The sequence below is a fragment of the Plantactinospora sp. GCM10030261 genome, from assembly GCF_042666615.1.
Lineage (GTDB): Bacteria > Actinomycetota > Actinomycetes > Mycobacteriales > Micromonosporaceae > KBS50.
On the sequence record NZ_JBHTDD010000003.1, the window covers coordinates 25,886 to 47,720 of the forward strand.

Annotated in this window: 19 protein-coding genes; 10 read left to right on the plus strand and 9 right to left on the minus strand. The window is 71.5% G+C overall.

The window, feature by feature from the left end:
* Window positions 1–70: 70 nt before the first annotated feature.
* Window positions 71–1,750, plus strand: coding sequence for a glycoside hydrolase family 13 protein (locus ACFQUZ_RS05205; RefSeq protein WP_377438826.1), 1,680 nt, complete (start codon window positions 71–73; stop codon window positions 1,748–1,750).
* A gap of 131 nt (window positions 1,751–1,881) precedes the next feature.
* Here ACFQUZ_RS05205 and ACFQUZ_RS05210 read toward each other — a convergent pair whose 3' ends face one another.
* Genes ACFQUZ_RS05210 through xylA form a run of 3 tightly spaced genes read right to left on the minus strand, consistent with a single transcriptional unit; the run spans window position 1,882 to window position 6,006 of the window.
* A complete protein-coding gene (locus tag ACFQUZ_RS05210) occupies window positions 1,882–3,336 on the minus strand; it encodes an MFS transporter (protein ID WP_377438263.1) in 1,455 nt (484 codons plus the stop codon).
* A gap of 58 nt (window positions 3,337–3,394) precedes the next feature.
* A complete protein-coding gene (gene xylB, locus ACFQUZ_RS05215; protein WP_377438266.1) occupies window positions 3,395–4,807 on the minus strand; it encodes a xylulokinase in 1,413 nt (470 codons plus the stop codon).
* Window positions 4,808–4,818: 11 nt separating this feature from the next.
* Complete coding sequence (xylA, locus tag ACFQUZ_RS05220; RefSeq protein WP_377438269.1) at window positions 4,819–6,006, minus strand: xylose isomerase; 1,188 nt, start codon at window positions 6,004–6,006, stop codon at window positions 4,819–4,821.
* Between the two features lie 69 nt (window positions 6,007–6,075).
* Here xylA and ACFQUZ_RS05225 point away from each other — a divergent pair, with 69 nt between their 5' ends.
* Window positions 6,076–7,290, plus strand: coding sequence for an ROK family protein (locus ACFQUZ_RS05225; RefSeq protein WP_377438271.1), 1,215 nt, complete (start codon window positions 6,076–6,078; stop codon window positions 7,288–7,290).
* Here the strand turns inward: ACFQUZ_RS05225 and ACFQUZ_RS05230 are convergent.
* Window positions 7,277–7,810, minus strand: a complete 534-nt coding sequence (locus ACFQUZ_RS05230) for a MarR family winged helix-turn-helix transcriptional regulator (RefSeq protein WP_377438274.1) — start codon at window positions 7,808–7,810, stop codon at window positions 7,277–7,279. The two genes, ACFQUZ_RS05225 and ACFQUZ_RS05230, sit on opposite strands and share 14 nt — an antisense overlap.
* Before the next feature lie 56 nt (window positions 7,811–7,866).
* Between ACFQUZ_RS05230 and ACFQUZ_RS05235 the strand changes: the two genes are divergently transcribed.
* Window positions 7,867–9,012, plus strand: a complete 1,146-nt coding sequence (locus ACFQUZ_RS05235) for a PP2C family protein-serine/threonine phosphatase (RefSeq protein WP_377438277.1) — start codon at window positions 7,867–7,869, stop codon at window positions 9,010–9,012.
* Here the strand turns inward: ACFQUZ_RS05235 and ACFQUZ_RS05240 are convergent.
* The 4 genes from ACFQUZ_RS05240 to ACFQUZ_RS05255 all read right to left on the minus strand — a co-directional run bounded on the left by ACFQUZ_RS05240 (window position 9,006) and on the right by ACFQUZ_RS05255 (window position 14,420).
* The gene (locus ACFQUZ_RS05240; RefSeq protein WP_377438279.1) at window positions 9,006–10,490 is read right to left on the minus strand and encodes a sugar transferase; all 1,485 of its coding nucleotides are present in this window, start codon (window positions 10,488–10,490) and stop codon (window positions 9,006–9,008) included. The genes ACFQUZ_RS05235 and ACFQUZ_RS05240 overlap by 7 nt on opposite strands.
* A gap of 238 nt (window positions 10,491–10,728) precedes the next feature.
* Window positions 10,729–12,489 (minus strand): VWA domain-containing protein, encoded by a 1,761-nt coding sequence (locus ACFQUZ_RS05245; RefSeq protein ID WP_377438282.1) that lies wholly within the window; start codon window positions 12,487–12,489, stop codon window positions 10,729–10,731.
* Window positions 12,490–12,683: 194 nt separating this feature from the next.
* Window positions 12,684–13,715 (minus strand): lactonase family protein, encoded by a 1,032-nt coding sequence (locus ACFQUZ_RS05250; protein WP_377438284.1) that lies wholly within the window; start codon window positions 13,713–13,715, stop codon window positions 12,684–12,686.
* Between the two features lie 99 nt (window positions 13,716–13,814).
* Complete coding sequence (locus tag ACFQUZ_RS05255; protein WP_377438286.1) at window positions 13,815–14,420, minus strand: ATP/GTP-binding protein; 606 nt, start codon at window positions 14,418–14,420, stop codon at window positions 13,815–13,817.
* A gap of 201 nt (window positions 14,421–14,621) precedes the next feature.
* Between ACFQUZ_RS05255 and ACFQUZ_RS05260 the strand changes: the two genes are divergently transcribed.
* The 5 genes from ACFQUZ_RS05260 (at window position 14,622) to ACFQUZ_RS05280 (ending at window position 18,910) form a co-directional block, all read left to right on the plus strand.
* The gene (locus ACFQUZ_RS05260; protein WP_377438288.1) at window positions 14,622–15,215 is read left to right on the plus strand and encodes a hypothetical protein; all 594 of its coding nucleotides are present in this window, start codon (window positions 14,622–14,624) and stop codon (window positions 15,213–15,215) included.
* A 10-nt stretch (window positions 15,216–15,225) separates the two neighbouring features.
* Window positions 15,226–16,302: a hypothetical protein gene (locus ACFQUZ_RS05265; protein ID WP_377438291.1), complete on the plus strand. Its 1,077-nt coding sequence runs from the start codon at window positions 15,226–15,228 to the stop codon at window positions 16,300–16,302.
* 138 nt (window positions 16,303–16,440) lie between these two features.
* Window positions 16,441–18,099: a sodium:solute symporter family protein gene (locus tag ACFQUZ_RS05270; RefSeq protein ID WP_377438293.1), complete on the plus strand. Its 1,659-nt coding sequence runs from the start codon at window positions 16,441–16,443 to the stop codon at window positions 18,097–18,099.
* A 13-nt stretch (window positions 18,100–18,112) separates the two neighbouring features.
* Window positions 18,113–18,469, plus strand: coding sequence for a hypothetical protein (locus ACFQUZ_RS05275; protein ID WP_377438296.1), 357 nt, complete (start codon window positions 18,113–18,115; stop codon window positions 18,467–18,469).
* An 84-nt stretch (window positions 18,470–18,553) separates the two neighbouring features.
* Window positions 18,554–18,910: a hypothetical protein gene (locus tag ACFQUZ_RS05280; RefSeq protein ID WP_377438298.1), complete on the plus strand. Its 357-nt coding sequence runs from the start codon at window positions 18,554–18,556 to the stop codon at window positions 18,908–18,910.
* Window positions 18,911–18,971: 61 nt separating this feature from the next.
* Here ACFQUZ_RS05280 and ACFQUZ_RS05285 read toward each other — a convergent pair whose 3' ends face one another.
* Window positions 18,972–19,721: a hypothetical protein gene (locus tag ACFQUZ_RS05285; protein WP_377438301.1), complete on the minus strand. Its 750-nt coding sequence runs from the start codon at window positions 19,719–19,721 to the stop codon at window positions 18,972–18,974.
* Between the two features lie 386 nt (window positions 19,722–20,107).
* Here ACFQUZ_RS05285 and ACFQUZ_RS05290 point away from each other — a divergent pair, with 386 nt between their 5' ends.
* Together ACFQUZ_RS05290 and ACFQUZ_RS05295 are read left to right on the plus strand one after the other, a co-directional pair.
* Window positions 20,108–21,061 carry a PT domain-containing protein gene (locus tag ACFQUZ_RS05290; RefSeq protein ID WP_377438304.1) on the plus strand — a complete coding sequence of 318 codons (954 nt, stop codon included), beginning with the start codon at window positions 20,108–20,110 and terminating at the stop codon, window positions 21,059–21,061.
* Window positions 21,045–21,770, plus strand: coding sequence for a class F sortase (locus ACFQUZ_RS05295; protein ID WP_377438307.1), 726 nt, complete (start codon window positions 21,045–21,047; stop codon window positions 21,768–21,770). Before ACFQUZ_RS05290 ends, ACFQUZ_RS05295 begins: the two co-directional genes overlap by 17 nt.
* Window positions 21,771–21,835: the final 65 nt, after the last annotated feature.

The following is a 21,835-nucleotide window of genomic DNA, read 5'->3' on the forward strand; positions in this document are numbered from 1 at the left end:
CGTGGTCGCGCCCAACCGGGCAGGGCAGACTGGACCCGAACCGGCCAGCCCGAGATCACTGGAGTACGCCCTGAATACCGACCAGACGACCAGCCCGTCCCCCGGTCAGGCCGGCGAGCCGACCCGCTGGTGGCAGGACGCGGTCATCTACCAGATCTATCCCCGGTCGTTCGCCGACTCGAACGGCGACGGCGTGGGCGACCTGCCCGGCATCACCGCGCGGCTCGGCCACCTCGCCCAGCTCGGCGTGGACGCGGTGTGGCTGTCGCCGTTCTACCCGTCCCCGCAGGCCGACGCCGGCTACGACGTGGCCAACTACCGCGACGTCGACCCGCTGTTCGGCCGGCTGGAGGACGCCGACAAACTGATCGCCGAGGCCCGGTCGCTGGGTCTGCGGGTGATCGTCGACCTGGTGCCCAACCACACCTCGTCGGCGCACCGCTGGTTCGCCGAGGCGCTCGCCGACGCGCCGGGCGGACCGGCGCGGCAGCGGTACGTCTTCCGGGACGGCAAGGGTACGGACGGCGACGAGCCGCCCAACACCTGGCAGAGCGTCTTCGGCGGACCGGCGTGGACCCGGGTCACCGAGCCGGACGGCCGCCCCGGGCAGTGGTACCTGCACCTGTTCGACGTGGAGCAGCCCGACCTCAACTGGGACAACCCGCAGGTGCGCGAGGAGTTCCTCGACGTCCTGCGGTTCTGGCTCGACCGGGGGGTGGACGGGTTCCGGGTGGACGTCGCGCACGGCCTGGTGAAGCAGGCTGACCTGGCCGACTGGGACTACCCGCAGGAGATGCTCGGCGGCGACGAGATCGACAAGCCGCGTCCGCCGATGTGGGACCAAGACGGCGTACACGAGATCTACCGGTCCTGGCGGCGGCTGCTGGACGGGTACTCCGGCGACCGGATCCTGGTGGCCGAGGCGTGGGTGGAGCCGGCCGAGCGGCTGGCCCGGTACGTCCGCCCGGACGAGATGCACCAGGCGTTCAACTTCGAGTACCTGCTGGCCTCCTGGACGGCCCCCGCGCAGTACGCGGTGGTCACCCGGTCGTTGGAGGCGGCGGACGCGGTGGGTGCGCCAACCACCTGGGTGTTGTCCAACCACGACGTGGTGCGGCACGCCTCCCGGCTCGCCCTGCCCATCGGCACCCCCCGACCGAACGGCATCGGCGCCGCCGACCCGCAGCCGGACGCGGCCCTGGGGCTGCGCCGAGCCCGGGCGGCCACCCTGCTGATGCTGTCCCTGCCCGGTTCCGCCTACCTCTACCAGGGTGAGGAGCTTGGCCTTCCCGAGCACACGACGCTGCCGGACGAGGCCCGGCAGGACCCGACGTGGGAGCGCAGCGGGCACCGTGAACGTGGGCGCGACGGCTGCCGGGTGCCGGTCCCGTGGGAGGCCGACGCCCCCTCGTACGGCTTCGGCCCCACCGACGCGAGCTGGCTGCCCCAGCCGTCGATCTGGGCCGAGTACGCGCTGGACCGCCAGCGCGGGGTACCCACCTCGACGTACGAGATGTACCGGGCCGCGCTGCGGATGCGGCGCGAGTTCGGGCTGGGCGGCGGCACGCTGGAGTGGCTGCCGGCGCCGGACGACGTGCTGAGCTTCCGCAACGGCCCGGTCGGGGTGCTCACCAACTTCGGCGCCGAGCCTGCGGAGCTGCCGGTGGGGGCGCAACCGCTGCACACCAGTGGGCCGCTGTCGGACGACAACCGGGTGCCGACCGACGTCACGGTCTGGTACCGCGCCTGAGCGCCCGCCGCGCCGGACCGCGAGCGAGGGGCCTGTCACGACGCGCATCGCGCTGGTGAGAGGCCCCTCGCCGGACAGCCGATCGCGCGGGCGGGCGGTGTCTACAGGCGCTCGGCGCGGGCGGGCATCGTCTACAGGCGCTGGGCGCGGGCGTCGAGCAGGTCGTGCACCGCCGCGATGTCGCCCGGCGAGGTTCGGGCGGCCCGCCAGTACATGATCCCGGTCGGGATGAAGAAGAGCTGGAACGCGGCCAGCCCGACGGCGAAGTTCAACGGCGGTGGGAAGGCCGCCCGCAACGCCGCGAACGCCACCCCGACCAGCCCGTTGCCGGCCGCCCGACCGATGCCGTTCACCAGGTTGCCCATGCTGTAGACCGTGCCCCGGTGCTCGGGCGGGTTGACGTCGGCGATCAACGCGAACCAGTTCGGCGCGTTGGCCGAGGTGAGTCCGAGCGCCAGCACGGCGGCGAGCAGGCTCAACCCCACCGTGGGCTCGGTGACGACGCTGCTCAGCACCGCGCCGACGACGGTGGCCGCGCCGGCCCCGTCCGGCACGTCGACCCGCAGCGGCACGAAGAACAGCACCAGATAGAACGGCACGGCCGCGAGCACGCCGATGGCCGCCACCCGGGCTCGGCCGGACGGGGTCCGCCGCTGCGCCGCGTCACCGATCAGACCGCCGACGATGGACAACACGCCGCCGAGCTGGAAGAGCGTGGCGAAGACGCTGCCCACGACGATCGCCGTGGCGGTGGAGTAGCCCTGCTGCTCGGCCCGGTTGGTGAACAGCGCCGGCAACCAGACCAACGAGCCGAACGCGAACTGCGCGGTTAGCCCCTGCATGATCAGCCAGATGTTGGTCCGCCGGCGCAGGATCCGGGGCAGATCCGCGCGGCTGATCCGGTAGTCGTACTCCGCGCCGTGGGCGAACGCCCCGGCCAGTTCCGGCTGACTCTCGCCGCGCCGGATGTCGTACGTGAACAGGTAGGCTCCCGTCGCCACCACGCCGGCTACCGCCAGCACGACAAACGGCCGCCGCCAGTCGGTGGCGCCCAGGATGCCGCCCAGTAGCGTGCCGGCGAGGGTTCCGACGCCCTGGGACAGTCCCCAGAAGCTCATCACCAGACCGCGGCGGCGCGGTGAGATCAGGTCGGTGACCACCGAGAAGCCCACCGAACCCACGGCGCCGAGGCCGACGGCCGCGACCGCCTGCGCGACGAAGAACAGCAGGTAGCTGCCGGCCAGCGCACTGCCACCCATCCCGACCGCCCAGATCAGGGTGCCGAGCATCAGCAACGGCTTGCGGTCCCGCCGGTCCCCGACGTACGCCCAGCCGACCGCCGCGATCGCGCTGATCAGGAAGGTCACCGCGGTGACGTAGCCGATGGCCCGCTCGGGCACCGCCCACTCCGGGGCGATGGCCGAGTACAGCGGCGGCACCAGTCCGATGGCCACGTTGTCCAGCGAGGCGAGGACGACGAACACCAGCACGCTGTAGAACCGGTGCGCCCGGCTCCCCCGCCAGGCTCGACCGGCCGGCGCCCCGGGCCGTCCACCCTCCCCGAGCCGCCCACCGTCATGTTTCATACCGGGCACTCAACCAGCATGTGGGTGCCCGGGAGAAGGCGCACCCGGTCCGGACGGATCAGCCGAGCCGGTGGATGGTGTGATCGCGGGCCTCGGCGTACCGCTCCCGGATGGCGGGGACCGGCTCCGCCGTGTGCTCCTCCAGGCCGCTGATCGCCCAGTCCGGTGGCTCGGTCCCGCCGGACAGCAGCCAGGCGGCCTGCCGGGCCGCGCCATCGGCGACGTATTCGCCGGGCGGCGGCACCAGCACCGGGCAGCCGAAGACGGCCGGGGCGATCTGGCGCACGGCCGCCGAGCGGGCACCGCCCCCCACCAGGATCACCCGGTCGACCGTGGCACCCTGGCGGGTGAGGGCGTCCAGACCGTCGGCCAGCGCGCAGAGCATCCCCTCGACGGTGGCTCGGGCCAGGTGACCGGCCGTGGAGCCGCGCAGCGTCATGCCGTGCAGCGCGCCGCTGGCCGTCGGACGATTCGGGGTGCGCTCCCCCTCCAGGTAGGGCACCAGCACCAGGCCGTCGGCGCCGGCCGGGGCGCCGAGCGCCAGCTCGGCCAGCTCGTCGAGATCGACCCGGAGCATCGAGGCCGCCGCGTCCAGCACCCGCGCCGCGTTGAGCGTGCAGACCAGTGGCAGGTAGCGGCCAGTGGCGTCGGCGAACCCGGCGACCGCTCCGGACGGGTCGGCGGCCGGCACCGCCGCGACGCTGGAGACCACCCCGGACGTGCCGATCGACACGATCACGTCGCCCGGTCGGGCGCCGACGCCGAGCGCGGCGGCGGCGTTGTCACCCGTGCCGGGACCGAGCGTGATGTCGCCGGGTCCTCGGCTGGCCTCGCCGGTCGGGCCGAGCACCGCCGGCACTGCCAGCCGCCGTCCGAACGCGTGCTCCAGCAGGTCGAACCGGTAGTCGCCGGTGGCCGGCGACCAGTAACCGGTGCCGCTGGCGTCGCCCCGGTCGGTGCGCAGCGCGGCAAGGTCCGGTGCGCCGCCCAACCGCCAGGTGAGCCAGTCGTGCGGCAGGCAGACCGCCGCCGCCCGGGCCGCGTTGGCCGGCTCGTTGCGGGCCAGCCAACGCAGCTTGGTCACGGTGAAGCTGGCCACCGGCACACTGCCCACGGCTTCCGACCAGAACCGACCACCGGTGTCCCCGCCGCCGAACTCGTCCACCAGGTCGGCCGCGTCCGGCGCCGATCGGGTGTCGTTCCACAGCAGCGCCGGACGGACCACCTCCCCGTCCTCGTCGAGGCAGACCATGCCGTGCTGCTGACCGGCGACCGAGGCGGCGGCCACGTCGGTCAGTCCACCGGCCTGAGCCAACGCCTCGGTGAGGGCGATCCACCAGGCCGCCGGGTCCACCTCGGTGCCGTCCGGGTGGCCGGCCCGGCCCTGCCGGATCAACCTCCCGGTGTCGGCGTCCCGGATGACGACCTTGCAGGACTGGGTGGACGAGTCGATTCCGGCGACGAGCGGCATGCCGATCCTCCTCAGCGGGCGCCGAGCAGGTGCTCGACGGCTAGCTGGTTGAGCCGGACGAAGCCGTAACCACGCGCCCCGGCCGCGTCGGCGTCGAACTCCTCGAAGCTGGACCGGTCGGCGAGCAGGTCGGCATGCCCCTCCCCGTCGTTGAGCGTCGGCTCGGACAGCTCGGCCACTCGGCTGGCGGCCAGCGCCTCGGCCACCTCCGGGTCCGCCCGGAATGCCGCGGCCCGCTCCTTGAGCAGCAGGTACGTGCGCATGTTGGCGGCCGCGGAGGCCCACACGCCAGCCATGTCCTCGGTGCGGGACGGCTTGTAGTCGAAGTGCCGGGGCCCCTCGTAGGCCGGTCCGCCCTCCGGCGCGCCGTGCTCCAGCAGGTCCACCAGGGCGAACGCGTTCAGCAGGTCACCGTGCCCGAACACCAGGTCCTGGTCGTACTTCACGCCGCGCTGACCGTTCAGGTCGATGTGGAACAGCTTGCCGTGCCAGAGCGCCTGGGCAATGCCGTGCGCGAAGTTCAGCCCGGCCATCTGCTCGTGCCCGACCTCGGGGTTGAGCCCGACCAGTTCCGGATGGGCCAGACCGGAGATGAACGCGAGGGCATGTCCCACGGTGGGCAGCAGGATGTCGCCGCGTGGCTCGTTGGGCTTCGGCTCGATCGCGAACCGCAGGTCGTAGCCGCGGTCGAGGACGTACTGGGTGAGCAGGTCGACGGCCTCCCGGTAGCGGTCCAGCGCCGACCGCACGTCCTTGGACAGGTCGTACTCGGAACCCTCCCGACCGCCCCACATCACGAAGGTCTTGGCGCCGAGTTCCGCCGCGAGATCGACGTTGCGCAGCACCTTGCGGAGCGCGTACCGCCGCACGCCCCGGTCGTTGCTGGTGAACCCGCCGTCCTTGAACACGGGGTGGGCGAACAGATTGGTGGTCACCATCGGCACGACCATCCCGGTCTCGTCCAGCGCCTTGCGGAAGCGAGCGATCTGCGCGTCGCGGGTGGCGCCGTCCGCGCCGAACGGGACCAGGTCGTCGTCGTGGAAGGTGATGCCGTACGCCCCCAGCTCGGCGAGCCGGTGCACCGCTTCCACCGAGTCCAGCGGTGGCCGGGTGGCGTCACCGAACGGGTCGCGGGCTGGCCAGCCGACGGTCCAGAGTCCGAACGAGAACTTGTCGGCGGGGGTGGGTGACGCGGGCATCTGCGACCTCCATCGGATCTATTTGTTTATTGGTTGAATTATTTGACCGCCGTGTGGCAGTGTCAAGACGTGCCGGCCACCTCCCCGCTCCGCCAGGCCAGCCTGCGCGAGCACAACCTCGGCGTGGTGCTCCGCGCGATCGCCGCCGCCGAGCGGGCGCCCTCCCGGGCGGACCTCGCGGCCGACACCGGCCTCACCCGCGCCACCGTCTCCGCCCTCATCGACGATCTGTTGCGGGGCGGGCTGCTGGCCGAGGTCGCCCCGGCACCCCGGAGCGGCGCCGGTCGACCCGCCACCGGCCTGGTCCTCGCCGACCACGGACCTGCCGGGCTGGGGTTGGAGATCAACGTCGACTACCTCGCCGCCTGCGTCGTCGATCTCGCCGGGACGGTTCGGCACCGCGCGGTACGCCGACTCGACCTGCGCGGCACGTCCCCGCCGACCGCGCTGGACGGCATCGCCGCCCTGGCCGACCGGATTCGCCTCGCCGCCGAGCGGGACGGGCTCACGCTGGCCGGGACGGCGCTGGCCGTGCCCGCACTTGTGGACCCGACGGGCATGGTGCGCCGCGCGCCGAACCTCGGCTGGCAGGAGGTGGACGTGCCGGCCGCGCTCGCCAGGCTGCCCGGTCCGCTCTCTGTCGACAACGAGGCCAACCTGGCCGCCGTCGGCGAACTGCACGCCCGCCGCGGCTCGCCGAGCAGTTTCCTGTACGTCTCGGGCGAGATCGGCGTCGGCGCCGGCGTGGTCCTGGACAGCGCCTTGTTCCGCGGGGCCGGCGGCTTCGGTGGCGAGTTGGGTCACCTCCCGGTCGAGCCGGCCGGCCGGCGGTGCCGCTGCGGCGCCCGAGGGTGCCTGGAGCAGTACGCAGGGCAGGAGGCGATCCTGACCGGCGCCGGTCTGGCGGTGTCGGACGGCGCCCCCGACCGGGCATTGAACGGGCTGGTCGAGGCCGCCAACGGCGACGACCCGGCGGCCCGCGCGGCGATCGACCGCGCCGGCCGGGCGCTCGGTGTCGCCCTGGCGGGAGCGGTCAACCTGCTCGACGTCCCGGCCGTGGTGCTTGGCGGCTGCTACGCCCGGCTGGCTCCCTGGCTGTTGCCGGCCGTCCGGGAGGAACTGGCGGAACGGGTGCTCACCGCGGCCTGGCGGCCGGTCCGGGTGCACGCCGCGTTGCTCGGCGCGGACGCCGCGGTGCTCGGGGCCGCCGGTTCGGTGATCCGATCGGTGCTGGCCCGGCCGGCCTCCTGGCTCGCCACCCGGCCCGAGGTCAGGCCGATCTGATCGTCGGGGCCGAGGTGGTCCGGGTGTCCGGTACGGCCCTGGGGTGCAGTGGGGCCGGCGCCCCGCTGGACCGGGTCTGCGCCACCGCGTCGAACTCGCTGAGCCCCCGCAGCAGCGCCTGCCGGCCCGTGACGCTCATGCCGCGCAGCACCTCGGCCAGCTGGTCCTGCCGATCGTCGCGCAACTCTCCCAGCAGGTCCTCGCCGGCCGGCGTGAGGTGCAGGGCGATCTCCCGCCGGTCGACCCGGCCCGGTTCGCGTTCCAGCAGGCCCGCCGCCACCAGCCGGTCGCAGAGCCGGCTGGCCGAGGAGAGCAGCATGCCGAGGCGCTTGGCCAGGCCCCGGAGATTGATTCCGGCGTGGTCCTGGACCACGATCAAGGCACGCAACTGAGACGTGGACAGCTGACCGGTCGTACGCTGTCGGGCGGCGTCCCAGACGGCCAGCAGGCCACCGGCGACGCCGTCCACCGCCGCCGCGACGCCAGCGACGGGATCTTCGTGTTTGCGCTGTTCAACCATGGCGTCTCCGAGACTACCCCGGCGCGGATCAGACCCGCACGGACGAGAGGATCCAGATGGCCGACCGGATGACCGAGGTCCGTCGTGCGCTGCTGGCCGCGCCGGCCGAAGGGCTCGTGGAGCGGCTGGCCGAGGCGCTGTCCCGGGCGTACGGGCTCACCGGGGTGGAGCTCTACCTGGTGGACTACCGGCTCGCCGCGCTGCTGCCGGTGACCGGTGGGCGGGAACGGACCGCGCCCGGGGACCCGGCCTGGCGCTGCTTCGACCATCAGGTTCCGGTGCACGAGGACGGGGTCAGCTATCTGCCGGTGACGATGCGCGGCGAACGCAGCGGCGTGCTCGGTCTCGTCCCCGCGGCGACGGACGAGGCGACCACCGAGACGTACGCCGAGATCGGCACGCTGCTCGCCCACGAGCTGGCCGCGGTGCGGGCGAGCACCGACCGGTACGCGCAGGCCGCCCGGAACCGGCGGCTCACCCTCGCCGCCGAGATGCAGTGGGAACTGCTCCCCGGTCGCAGCCGGATCGGACCGTCGTTCGGCCTCGCCGGCCAGCTCGAACCCGCGTACGCGGTGCGGGGCGACACCTTCGACTGGTCCGACGACGGCCATCGACTCTGGCTGGCGGTCACCAACGGCATGGGCGAGGGAGTGGCCGCGGCGAGCCTGACGGCGCTGGCCACGAACGCGCTGCGCAACGCGCGGCGGGCCGGGCTGCCGCTGGCCGAGCAGGCGGCCCTGGCCGACCAGGCGATCTTCTCCCACCACCAGGGGGCGCAGTACGTCGCCACCCTGTTGCTGGAGCTGGACCTGGTCACCGGCGTGGTGACCGCGGTGGACGCCGGCTCACCCCGGTTGGTGCTGGTGCGCGGCGACGAGGTCACCGACCAGGATCTGGTCGAGCAGTTCCCGCTGGGCATGTTCGACGGCACGCTCTATCAGCCACAGCGGTTCCAGTTGCGCCCCGACGACCGCCTGTTCGTGCTGAGTGACGGGGTCTACGACGCCGCCGCGTCGGCGGGCCGGTACGGCGGCACCGCCCTGGACCGGTTCCTCCGGCGCAGCGCCGGGATGGCGCCCCTGCAGGCGGTCCGGGCTTTGGTGGCCGATCTGCGGGCGTTCGTCGGCAGCGACCTCGTCGACGACGCGGTGGTGGTCAGCCTGGACTGGGTGGGCCCGGACGGTCGTCGGAGCGGTCAGTAGGCGCCCTTGCTGCCCAGCACCGCCCCGGCCGTCTTCCACAGGATGGTGAGGTCGGTGGCCAGCGACCAGTTCTCCACGTAGAAGAGGTCGAGCCGGATGCCGTCCTCCCAGGGCAGGTCGGACCGTCCACTGACCTGCCACAGGCCGGTCATCCCCGGTTTGACGAGCAACCGGCGGGCGACGTCACCGTCGTAGCGGGCCACCTCCGAGGGCAGCGGCGGCCGGGGGCCGACGAGGCTCATCTGCCCGATCAGCACGTTTATCAACTGGGGAAGCTCGTCCAGCGACCAGCGTCGCAGCAGCCGACCCACCCGGGTCACCCGGGGATCGTCGCGCATTTTGAACATCAGGCCGTCGGTCTCGTTGCGCGCCGCCAGTTCGGCCAGCAGCGCGTCGGCGTTTACCACCATGGTGCGGAACTTGAAGACGCCGAACTCCTCGCCGCCCTGGCCGACCCGGATCTGCCGGAAGAAGACTGGACCGGCACTGTCGATCCTGATCGCGAGTGCGATCGCCACGAACAGGGGCAGTGCGAACAGCAACGCGGTAAGCGAGAGCGCCCGGTCCACGAAGCCCTTGATGATCTTTCGATATCCCCGGAACTCCGGGGCCTCCACGTGGATCAGGGGCAGGCCTGCCACGGGCGTCGTGTGGATACGTGGCCCCGCGACATCGGTCAGGGTGGGTGCCACGACGAGGTCGATGCCGGTCCCCTCCAGCTGCCAGCCGAGCCGGCGCAGTCGGGTCGCGGTCAGCTCACCGGAAGCGGTCACCGCGATGGTGTCGGCGCCCACACCGGTGGCCGCCTCGATGACGGACCGGAACGAGCCGATCACCGGCACGTCGCCCAGCCGCTGGGGCACCGGCGCGAGCAGGGCGTCCGGGACACACGCCCCGACCACCTGGTATCCGGCGTATGGCTCCCGCCGCAGGGTGCGCACCAGTTCCAGGATGTGCGCGGCATCGCCCACCACCAGGACCCGACGTGACCAACCGATCCCCCTGGCCCGCGCGTGGTGCAGGAACTTGCGGGCCGCGAACCGGCCGGCCACCAGGCCCACCGTTCCGACCGCGAACGAGATGCCCAGGAAGCCGCGGGAGACCCCGACGTCCGCGATGTATCCGAGGATCGCGATGCCGCCGGCCAACCGCAGGCTGCCGGATGTCACCCGGCGGTACTCGTCGGCGCCGTACCCGACGATCCGGTCGTCGTAGCACCGGATCACCTTGAGCGAGACCAGCCAGACCGCCAGCAGCGCCGGCACGATGACGACGTACGGGATGTCTGACCCGCGTGGCTCGGTGGTGCGGAACCGGCCGATCCAGCCGACCAGTACGGCGAGACCGATGACGGCCGCGTCCAGTGCGACGAGGGCCCGCAGGTAGCTGCGTTTGCGCACCTGCGGAGCGTCCGGCGACAGTCCGGTCCTGAGGTCGGGATGCGCCGGGACTGGACTGAGCACGGTCGCGGACGACATCCGGCACCTCCCCAGACTCGGTCGGGCGCGCCCAGTCAGCCGGCCTCCCCGGGCTGCCCGGACACCAGGACAGTTTGACTGATCGATACCGCCCGGTCAGCCCTCGGACGGATTACTGTCACCGACTTGCGACAGAGCGTGCCGGTCCGTTACGCGGCTGAAAACGCCGCGACGCGACGTCCCATGGGACGTCGCGTCGCGGTACCTGGAACCGTGCCGCCCGGAGCGGCACCGGACCCTATCGGGTGGTGGGCGCCCGGAGGGCGATCGCCTGCAGGAAGATGTCCGGGATCCGGGCCGGATCCTCGGTGACGAAGACGCCGCCACCGGTGACCTTCACGATCGACCGCAGTTCCTCCTGGTTGACGTCCTGCCCGATGCCGATGATGACGACCTGCACCGGACGGTCCGGATCGGCCAGCTTCTTCAGGTCCGCCAGCATCCGCTGCTGGCTGATGCCCTCGTCGTTCTCGTTCCTGCCGTCGGTGAACAGCACGATGGAGTTCACCCGGCCTGGTTCCCAGCCGTCCCGGACGTTCTTGTACGCGGCCAGCATGGTGTCGAACAGTCCGGTGTCGCCGTTCTCCTTCGGCACCACGGTGCGTAGGGCGGCCTGGAGCCGGGTCCGGTCGGTGCTCAGCGGGCCGATGGGAACCAGTTCCCGCCATTCCTGGGGGCCCACCAGGTCCGTGGCGAAGGTCCAGAGTCCGACCTGCCAGGTGTCGTCGAAGAGTTCCAACCCGCGGGCGGCGGCCGCCACCGTCACCTGTTCCCGGGTCGCGCTGCCACCGGGCACCTTCTCGGCCATCGAACCGGAGACGTCGAGCACGGCGAGCAGCCGACCGGGCTGGGTCCGGATGGACCACGCGGAGAGCGCCCGGTTGAGCGCGGTGAGGTCCAGGCCGGCCGCGGCCGAACCACCGGAATCGGGAGTGGAGGACGCCGACTCCGTACCGGCCGGGCTGGGGGCACCCTGCGGTGCGGCGAGGCCGGGAGTGAACGTGCCGTCGGCGGCACGTAGACCCTGCGCCCCGAGCTGGTCCCGGAAACCCGCCGTGTTGTTCAGCACGTTGTACAGGCCCTCGGCCGCCTTGGCCTGCGCGGCCTGGATCCCGGGGAGCACGGCGTACGGGTAGTCGAGGGACAGCGGAGCGGGCTCGACGTAGAGGGCCGCGAGGGGGATCGGCGGTTTCTTGGCGTTGAAGGCGATGACGTCCTCTTCGGACAGTGCGGCGGCCGAGACGGAGACCGCGATCGCCGACGGTTCCGCCGACCGGGGGAACCGGGCCAGGAGGTCGTCGCGCAACTGCGACCGGCCGGCGGCCAGCGCCCGCAGCGCGGCCGTGGTGTCCTTCTGCGCGTCCGGGCTGGCTCCGGCCGCGGCCGAGAGGGACAGCAGTCCGGAGAGCCCGGCAGCGTCCCGGGTCGGCTCGACGATGCCGGTGCGCAGCTTGGTCCCCTTGGTGACCTGCTCAAGCAGGGACGTCCAGGTCAACTTCTTGTCCGGCCAGCCGATGGTGGTGGCGACCGGCTCGGGAACGGCGACCACCACCGGGCTCCGGGCCACCGACGCCCGGTTGGCGGGGGCGAATCCGGGGGCCTGGCTCTGCAGCCGGAGCAACCAGGTGGACGAGTCCGGAATCCACACGTCGGGCGCGACGGCGGTGCCGGGCGCCTGACCCACACCGGACAGACTCACGCCGTGCTGCCCGGCCACGACGGCGGCGACGTCGACCGGCTGCGACGCCTCGACGGCCACCGTGACGCAGACACCCTCGACGGCGGCGCCCTTCCTGGCCCACCCGTCAGCTACGGATTGGACCGCGGGCGCGATCTCCGGGGCGGCACCGACCGTTAGTCGGACCTCACCGGAGCACGCGGGTTGGGCGAGGCGTTTGTATCCGAACCACGCGCCTCCCACGACAAGGACGAGGGCGACCGCTGCGGCGGTGGCACCCGCTCCTCGGACACGTCGACGATTACGATGGCGGCCTGACACGGTGCCTATCTTGCGGATCCGATCGGATACCTGCCAGGTACGTTCGGACCAAAGTTACTCGTCAGAAACTGTTGCCCACCGCAACATTCACGCTGGGTGATTGCAGTCTGGCGCTGCGTGGGAGGATTCGCCCGTTTGTTGGGCATCGGCCCCTCCCGCAGCCGAATGAAGGCATGCCTCCGACTAAGGAAGATTTAAGAAACTACACAAGTCGGGCTGGGCACCTCGACCGGCTCGCCAGACCGGGCGGGCACGCCGGTCACCGGGTCGACGACGAATCCGACCACCTGATGGGCTCGCTCGTCGGCGACGTACAGGTGCTGGTCGAGCAGTGCGAAGTGGCGCGGCCACTCTCCCCCCGTGTCCACCTCGGTGCGGTACTGGGGCGGCTCGTCGGTCGACAGGTCGTAGACGGCCACCGTGCCCACGCCCCGATTCGACACGTACAGCCGGCGTCCATCCCGGTCCACCACGATCTCGGCCGGCTGGACATGACCGGTCCGCTCACTCGCCGGCAGCCGCGTCCGCTCGTGTAGCCGACCGGTGCCGTCCCGGTCCAACACGGCCACGCTGCGGTCCAGCTCACCGGTCAGGTACCAGCGTCGGCCGTCCGGGTGCCGGGCCAAGTGGCGGGGACCGGTACCGGCACCGACCGTGGTCCGCCCGCCCGGGACCAGTCGACCGCTCGACACGTCGAGCTCGTAGCGGTAAACGGCGTCCGTGCCCAGGTCCACCGCGTACAGCCCGGCACCGTCGGGGGCCACCATGTGCACATGCGGGCTTTCCTGCCGCTCCGGATCGGATCCGTGACCGTGGTGGACCAGTAGATCTGTCCGCTCGCCGGGCGCCCCGGCCGGATCCAGCGGAAGGACCGTGACGCTGCCGCTGCCGTAGTTCGCCACGAAGAGGTGCCGCCCTGCCGGATCGACCGCCAGGTGGCACGGATCTTCACCACCCGTCGCGCGTACCCCGAGGGCCGTGAGCCGACCGCCGGCACCGACCGTCCACGCGCTCACCGTGCCCTCGGATACCTCGTTGACCGCGTAGAGCACCGGCAGAGTCGGATGCCGCGCGAGGAAGGACGGCGACGGTGTGGTCGCCACCGTGCCCAGCACGTCGAGCGCTCCACTGTCCGGGTCCCGCCGCGCGGCGACGATGCCCTCCCCACGACCGCCGCCCTCCGCCGTGTAGCAGCCAATATGGACGACATCCACGCTACCGCGCACCGCTACCCCCATCCGGACGGTTCAGCCTGCACGTGAAGATCCAACCATCCGACGGCGCCCCCCGCAGCGGTACCGGCGACCGGAACCGCCCGGACCGGTTCACCGAGCGGCTGGCACCGGCTGCCCTCGACGCTGCGCGACGTACTCCACCAACGCGACAAGCAGCGTCTTTCCCGATTGCCGGTGTCGCGCGTCGCAGTGCAGCACCGGGACCTCCGGGTCGAGGTCGAGCGCCTGCCGGACCGTGTCGACGTCCACCGGCGGGGACTGCGCGAAGGCGTTCACCCCGACCACGAACGGGATGCCGCGCTCCTCGAAGTAGTCGATGGAAGGGAAGCAGTCAGCCAACCGGCGGGTGTCGGCCAACACGACGGCGCCGAGGGCGCCGTACGCCAACTCGTCCCAGAGAAACCAGAAGCGCGCCTGCCCCGGCGTACCGAACAGGTAGATCTGCACCCGCTCGTTGATGGTGATCCGACCGAAGTCCATGGCGACCGTGGTCGTCGTCTTGGACTCCACCCCGGTCAGGTCGTCGGTGCCGGCCCCGAGGCTGGTCAGCACCTCCTCCGTGTGCAGCGGCCGGATCTCGCTGACCGCGCCCACGAGGGTCGTCTTACCCACCCCGAAACCCCCGGCCACCAGGATCTTCAGGGTAAGCGGCAGCCTGTGCGTCGGCGTACCGTCGGCGGACCGTCCGACGTCCATCCATCACCACCTAGAGATCTCGACGGACAGGATAGGCGGACGACGGCCCCACTTCATACCCGACAAGCCGGACGAGCGGGCCTGCCCTGCGATCCCGGGTACGAAGGCCGCCAAACGGATCCGTGACGGTCTTGGAAAGTATCCGGAAACGGGATTGACGATCAGCTCCCACCGGGAATATCAGTCCGGGAAGGAGGAGCCATGTCGTCCACACTGATAGTCGTCATCGTCCTCGTCGTGATCGCCCTTGCCGTTGCCATTCCGTTCCTGGTGCGCACCAACCGACGCCGGGCGCTCCAGAGCCGCTTCGGACCCGAGTACGACCGGATGGTCGCCGAACGGGACGACCGGACGGCGGCCGAACGGGAGCTGCGGGATCGGGAGCGGCGGCACGCCGAACTCAGTCTCACCCCGCTGTCCGACGACGCCCGCCAGCAGTACGCAACGGCCTGGGAGGAAATCCAGGCCCGGTTCGTCGACTCGCCAGGTGAGGCCGTCGCCGACGCCGACCAACTCGTCACCCGCCTCATCGCCGAGCGGGGTTACCCGACCGAGGACTACGAGGATCAGCTCGCCCACCTGTCCGTGGAGCACGCCCGGACGCTCACCCACTACCGCGACGCGCATGAGATCCACCTGACCAACCAGCGGGGCGAAGCCAGCACCGAGCAGTTGCGCCAGGCGGTCGTGCACTACCGCGCGCTCTTCGCCGACCTGCTCGGCACGGAGCCGGTGCCGCACACCAGGCCGGACGACACCCGTCCGGACACCCCCCAGGACGCCACGAGCCGGTGAGGAGAACCGCATGCGACACCACGACCAGCAGATCAACGACGAGCAGCCCGACGTGGTGAAATCGGATCCGGTGCCGGTGCCGCCCCCCGACCGGGACGCCGTTCACGGTCCGGACCTGAACCACGAGCCGGACCTGAACCGTGAGCCGGACGAAGGCCACGGGCCGGATGGGGCGTACCAGGACCCCGACACCGACGCGGCGCCGCACGACCGCGACACCGCCGCGCTGGACGACCGCGGCTCCTTCGACGACCCGGTGACGACGGACGCCGACCGGGACGGACGCCCCGACACGGCGGCCGGGGGCGCGGACCTGACCGACCGGATCGACGAGGTCCGGGACACCGACCTGATCGCCGACGAACCGGTACCCGGTGACCGGGACGAAACCGGTCCGCTGGACGCCGACGGCCGGGCGGATGACCCGGATGGCCGGGCGGATGACCACGACGACCCGGCGGAGGACGACCGGGACCGGCCCGCCTTCCACGAGCCCGCGCCGCAACCCACCGTCTTCGGCGCCGCCACGGCCGGAGGCGCGGTGGCCGCCGCCGCCCTGGCCGGTGAGCGCAGGTCGACCGAGCACGACGTGGACGAGGTCGACGCCGACCGCACCCGCGACGGGTTGGTCACCGACGGCTCGGGCGATACCGGGCCGGCGGCCGTGACCCACCCGGGTGCGGTGACCGACTCGGATGCCGTGACCGACTCGGATGCCGTGACCGACTCAGGCGCCGTGACGGACCGGGACGCCGTGACCGAACCGACCACCAGCGACCGGTCCGAGGGCCTGCTGCCGGGTGACATCCCGGCGGAGTCGGTCACCGTGCTACTGGCCGCGGAGGCCACCGAGGGCTTCCGGAACCGCTGGCGGGACGTGCAGTTGCGCTTCGTGGACGATCCGCACAGCGCGGTCGACGAGGCGCAGCGGCTGGTCGACGAGGCGATCGGGGAGCTGACCGCCGCGCTGACGCAGCAGAAGGACCGGCTCGGCTCGTGGCAGCAGGGCGGCTCGGCTGATACCGAGGAACTCCGGGTGGCGGTCCGCCGGTATCGCGACTTCCTGGATCGGTTGCTGGGCATGTAACCGGTACTAATGCGGGAAAGGGCCCCTTGTTGCGCATAGCGTAACAAGGGGCCCTTTTCTTGCCCGCGTGAAACATCGACGTGTGGGGTAGTACGCCGCACGCATCTGCCAACATCAACCAAGCATCGAGGTGACCCGGTGGACGGCGGCGGCCTGAGACTCAACATGAACGCGCTGGATTACACGCTCCTCGCGCTGTACTTCGTGACCGTCCTCGGTGTCGGGTTCGCGGCGCGTCGGGCGATCCGTACCAGCGTCGACTTCTTCCTGTCCGGCCGGTCGTTGCCCGCCTGGGTGACCGGCCTCGCCTTCGTCTCGGCCAACCTCGGGGCGTTGGAGATCATGGGTATGGCCGCGAACGGTGCCCAGTACGGCATGATGACGGTGCACTACTACTGGATCGGCGCCGTGCCGGCCATGGTCTTCCTGGGCATCGTGATGATGCCCTTCTACTACGGCTCGAAGGTCCGGAGCGTGCCGGAGTACCTGCGGCTCCGCTTCAACAGGCCGACCCACCTGCTGAACGCGTTGAGCTTCGCGATCGCCCAGGTCCTGATCGCCGGCGTCAACCTCTACGCGCTCGCGCTGATCATGCAGGCCCTGTTGGGTTGGCCGCTCTGGACCGCCGTCGTGGTCGGCGCGTTCATCGTGCTGGCTTACATCACCCTGGGCGGCCTCTCCGGTGCCATCTACAACGAGGTGCTGCAGTTCTTCGTCATTCTGGCCGGTCTGATCCCCATCACCGTGATCGGGCTGATCAAGGTGGGCGGCATCGACGGGCTGTGGGACGCGGTCCGGGGCAGCGAACTCGGCGAGGCCGGACTGCATGCCTGGGCGGACACCGGCGGCACCGACAACCCGCTCGGCGCGCAGTGGTGGGGCATCGTCTTCGGCCTCGGTTTCGTGCTCTCGTTCGGCTACTGGACCACCAACTTCGCCGAGGTGCAGCGCGCCATGTCGGCGCGCAACATGAGCGCCGCCCGGCGTACGCCGATCATCGCCGCGTACCCGAAGCTGTTGATCCCGGCGGTCACGGTCATCCCGGGTCTGGTCGCGTTGGTGACCGTCAAGGGACTCGGCGCGGAGTCCGGCGACCTGCAGTACAACAACGCGATCCCGCTGCTGATGCGCGACCTGCTGCCCAACGGCGTGCTCGGCATCGCGGTCACCGGCCTGCTGGCCTCCTTCATGGCCGGCATGGCCGCCAACGTGAGCGGTTTCAACACCGTTGTCAGTTTCGACATCTGGCAGGCGTACATCAAGCGCGACAAGCCGGACGGCTACTACGTGAAGGTGGGCCGTATCGCCACAATCGTCGGCGTCCTGGGCGGCATCGGTACGGCGTTCATCGCGGCCGGTTTCAGCAACATCATGAACTACATCCAGGCGCTGTTCTCGCTCTTCAACGCGCCACTGTTCGGCACCTTCATCGTCGGCATGTTCTGGCGCCGGATGACCGCGTGGGCCGGCTTCTGGTCCCTGCTGGTCGGCACGCTCGGCGCGCTCGCCACCTACCTGCTCTACCGGGGCGGGGTCATCGACTTCAACTCCGACCTGGAGCAGAGCTTCTGGGGTGCGGGAATCGCGTTCGTCCTGGTGCTCATCGTCGCCGTGATCGTCACCCCGCTCACCACCCCGAAGCCGGACAGCGAGCTGCGCGGCCTGGTGCGCGGCCTGGGCGGCGTCGACCTGCACGGCGACACGCTTGTTGGGGACCGGGTCTGGTGGCGCTCCCCGGTGCTGCTCGGAACGATCGCGGTGGTCCTGTCCCTGCTCTTCTACATCCCGGTCTTCTGAGGAGGCACGCGCCATGGACGACAACACCGAACGGGACGCGCTGGTCGAGGAGACCGAGGCGGAAAGCAGCCGGTCGGCCGCCGCCCGGCTGTTCGACATCCGCAGGGTGATCGGTTACCTCTTCATCGCGTACGGCCTGATCGTCACGCTGATGGGAGTCTTCGACGGCCAGGCGGAGATCGACAAGGCCCAGGGAGTCCGGATCAACCTGTGGGCCGGCCTGGTGATGCTCGCCTTCGGCCTGCTGATGCTGGGCTGGGCGTTGTGGCGGCCGACCGCGGCCCCGGAGCCGCCGACCGACGGGGACGACCGGGACGGGGACGGAGGCGGGGAACCCACTAGCGAATCCGGTCCGGCGTCGCGGGATTGAGCCGCGGGATTGCCGAGGGCGGCGGGGTTGAGCAGGGCCGACGGGGGTAGCCCGATAGACAGGCCGACCTGAAAGGGGATAACGATGACCGATCGCGACCGGATCCGGCCGGTGGAGGAGTCACCCGAGGTGGCCAGTGCCGTGGACGACGAGACCGCGGTGACACGGTTCGCTGGCGAGGGTGGGCCCGACCGGGACACGCCGGACTTCGTCGAACCGGGCACCACGCCCACGGAAGGCTCGACCGAGGATCTCATCGGCGATCCGTACGGGGCCGGATCGAACAACGCGGCCGGCTACCGGACCGGAGCCGAACAGCCGTGGGAGGCGGAGGACCTGGCCACGGCGGAGGGCCGCGACCCGACGCCGGACAACGTGGCACGGGCGCAGCGGGAACTGGACCAGGACGGCCAGGCCGCGATCGAGCGCACCGTGCCGTGACCAGCGGCGGACCACACCGGCCGGGACCCGTACAGGCCCCGGCCGGTGCAGGGTCAGCCGATCATTCGGCCCAGAGGTCCCGTACGACCTCCGCCGCCTGCCGCTCCCACTGGGCGTACGCGAACGGGTAGGCCGAGACCTGCACGGCCTGGGCCGCCTGGGTCAGCGGCAGCCGCTCCCAGTCCGGCACGTTCCGCAACCCGGCGTAGAACGCGCCGGCCGAGTACTCGGGATCGGTCACCTGCTGCGGGCTGCCCCAGCCGGTGGACGGCCGCTGCTGGAACAGGCCAAGCGAGTCGTGGTCGTTCGCCGCGCCGAGATGTCCCAGGTTCTGCAGCTTCGACTCCTGCAACGAGGTGGCGACCCCGATGACGGCCGCCCGCTCGGGGAGTCCCTGCTTCTTCGCGGTCCTGATGATGGCCCGCGCGTTGTCGGTCTGCGCGGGGGTCAGGTGGATCCGGGCCTGCTGGCCCTGCGTACCGTGCGGGATCAGTGCCTCCGTCGACGGCGTGGCCCCGCCGCCCGCCCTGGATCCGGCCGCGCCGGTCTCCCCGGTCTCGCGAGGCACACCAGCATCGGGAGCCACCGAAGCCTCGGGAGCGACGGTCACGGTCGCCGGTGTCGGCCCGGGGGCGGGCGTCGTCGTGGTGACGAGCTGCCCGCCCGAGAACGCGGCGGCCACGGTAAGCCCGGTCGCGGCGTAGATCGTCCGTCGTGGCAGCGGGGCCCGCGCGACCGCCGGCAGTGACCGGGTCGCGACCGTGGAGGTACGCGCGATGGCCGGAAGCCATCGGCTGAAGAGAGCCTTCACGATGGAGTCCTTTCGATCGGGGGGGCGTACGGGTTGGTGCAACCGCCCCACCGAATCCGTCATTCCGGGTATCTGAAAAGAGCCCGCTTTCTCCCTCGTTGCGAGGCTTGATCGGTCGCCCAGATGGTCGAATCCGGTGCCCCGCGACCACTTCGACACGGGGTACCGATCGGGTGACGGAACGGGCGGACCCGGCTTGTTCCGGCCGGTTCCTATCGCTGGCTGCCATACCACCCGAGGGGTCAGGTACCACGAAGACCGACACCTGCGGGATTAAAAAGATGAACACCCATTAATCCGACAAAAACTCGCAAAGTCGGTAGCGTCGGTCGTGGCTCGGCTCCCGCCGGGTTGTGGAACACAGCGGAAGGAAGTGACGAGGAGTCATGGCCAAGAAATTCCTCGGCAAGGTCGTCGCCGGCGCCGCCCTCGGCGGTGCGGCGCTGCTCGTCGGTGCCCCCGGTATCGCCCTCGCGGACGACGGCGGACATCACCGGGACGGCAAGGAGAGTGGCCAGCACCGGGAGGACAACGGTCGCGGCGAGGAGCGCAGCGGCGGGGACAGCCGCGGCGGGGATCGCAGCGGTGGCGAGGAAAGCGGTGGTGGCTGGCGCCACGACGGCCGCAACCACGTCTTCACCTACCCCAAGCAGGTGCGGGCCGGCCAGGAGGTCACCCTCGGCGAGGTGTGCTCCGAGGAGCAGGAGGACCCGTACATCTGGTCCGAGGCCACCGGACGGCTCGACCTGGAGGAGGCGCCGGAGGACCACGAGTGGACCGGTCGTCAGTCCGGCGAGAACGGGGAGGATGGTGCGGACAACGGCGGCTCGTGGGGCGGCAAGGAGCCGAACGGTCGGCCGACCGCCTCACCGTCGCCCACCGGGTCACCCACCGCGTCACCCACCGCGTCGCCCACCGGTTCACCGTCCGGGCAGCCCCGGCAGCCCGGTGGCGGCATGGGCGGAGGGATCGCCCTGGACGGTGGCCCAGGCCCGGACGGTAAGGGCTACGACGGCAAGGGCCGGGACGGCAAGGGCTACGACGGCAAGGGCTACGACGGCAAGGGCCGCGAGGACGCGGGCCGCAACGGTGCGGACCACTACACCTACCTGACCGAGTACCGGCTGCGCGGAGACGTCAAGCCCGGCCAGTACGAACTCAAGGGATCCTGCGCGGTCGGCGTGCTGCACGTCGTGCCGAACGGAGCGGTCGCCGGTGGCACCGGGGGCGACCTGACGAACAAGGGTCTCGCCGCGGGCGGGGCCGGTGCGCTGGCAGCGGCCGCCCTCGCCGGGGTGGTTCTGCTTCGCCGTCGTCGGGCCGATGGCTCGATCGCCTGAGGCGGCCAGTTGGGCGGCCGGCGGCCGTCGCGGGTCACCGCGACGCGCCGCCGGCCTCGCCCTCGCCTCCCTCCTCGCCCTGCTCGGCATCGCCGGAGCCGGCATGCTGGTGGCCGCGTTCACGGTAGGTGCGGAGCACCCTCCGCAGCCGGCGGCCCAGGCGGCCCCGCACGAAGAGGCTCCGCACGAGGAGCAGCGGGCCGCGACAGCCGAGCGACCGGCGCCCGACCCGACGGTCGTCGGGATGTCCCGATCGGCACCCACCCGGCTGGCGATCCCCCGGATCGGGGTCGACACCAGCCTCCTCCAGATGGGGGTCAACGCCGACGGGAGCGTCCAGGTGCCGGACGCCAGGAAACAGGCGAAACAGGCCGGCTGGTACAAGCTCGGACCGAGTCCCGGTGAGGTGGGCAACGCCGTCATCGTGGGGCACGTCAACACCAAGGAGCAGGGGCCGGTCGTCTTCTACAAGCTCGGCGCCCTGAAGCCCGGCGACCGCATCGTGGTCACCCGGGCCGACCGGAAGCAGGTGACGTTCGTGGTGGACGGCGTCAAGGCGTACCCCAAGACGGCCTTCCCCACCGACCTCGTCTACGGCGCGTCGGACCGGGTGGGGCTCCGGCTCGTCACCTGTGGCGGCGAATTCGACAAGAAGAAACGCAGCTACCAGGACAACGTGGTGGTATTCGCCACGGCGGCGGTGCCGTGACCGTCCGCGCCCACCGCGGTCGAGCCCCAGCGGCCGGAACCGTTGAGGTTCCGGCCGCGGCGGGT

What these genes read in the sequence shown, in the direction of transcription:
- ACFQUZ_RS05295 (WP_377438307.1), top strand. Translation starts at nt 21,045, where the DNA reads ATGGCTCGATCGCCTGAGGCGGCCAGTTGGGCGGCCGGCGGCCGTCGC.
- xylA (WP_377438269.1), bottom strand. Translation starts at nt 6,006, where the DNA reads ATGCCCGCGTCACCCACCCCCGCCGACAAGTTCTCGTTCGGACTCTGG.
- ACFQUZ_RS05235 (WP_377438277.1), top strand. Translation starts at nt 7,867, where the DNA reads ATGGCCGACCGGATGACCGAGGTCCGTCGTGCGCTGCTGGCCGCGCCG.
- xylB (WP_377438266.1), bottom strand. Translation starts at nt 4,807, where the DNA reads ATGCCGCTCGTCGCCGGAATCGACTCGTCCACCCAGTCCTGCAAGGTC.
- ACFQUZ_RS05230 (WP_377438274.1), bottom strand. Translation starts at nt 7,810, where the DNA reads ATGGTTGAACAGCGCAAACACGAAGATCCCGTCGCTGGCGTCGCGGCG.
- ACFQUZ_RS05260 (WP_377438288.1), top strand. Translation starts at nt 14,622, where the DNA reads ATGTCGTCCACACTGATAGTCGTCATCGTCCTCGTCGTGATCGCCCTT.
- ACFQUZ_RS05265 (WP_377438291.1), top strand. Translation starts at nt 15,226, where the DNA reads ATGCGACACCACGACCAGCAGATCAACGACGAGCAGCCCGACGTGGTG.
- ACFQUZ_RS05210 (WP_377438263.1), bottom strand. Translation starts at nt 3,336, where the DNA reads ATGAAACATGACGGTGGGCGGCTCGGGGAGGGTGGACGGCCCGGGGCG.
- ACFQUZ_RS05280 (WP_377438298.1), top strand. Translation starts at nt 18,554, where the DNA reads ATGACCGATCGCGACCGGATCCGGCCGGTGGAGGAGTCACCCGAGGTG.
- ACFQUZ_RS05240 (WP_377438279.1), bottom strand. Translation starts at nt 10,490, where the DNA reads ATGTCGTCCGCGACCGTGCTCAGTCCAGTCCCGGCGCATCCCGACCTC.
- ACFQUZ_RS05290 (WP_377438304.1), top strand. Translation starts at nt 20,108, where the DNA reads ATGGCCAAGAAATTCCTCGGCAAGGTCGTCGCCGGCGCCGCCCTCGGC.
- ACFQUZ_RS05255 (WP_377438286.1), bottom strand. Translation starts at nt 14,420, where the DNA reads ATGGACGTCGGACGGTCCGCCGACGGTACGCCGACGCACAGGCTGCCG.
- ACFQUZ_RS05275 (WP_377438296.1), top strand. Translation starts at nt 18,113, where the DNA reads ATGGACGACAACACCGAACGGGACGCGCTGGTCGAGGAGACCGAGGCG.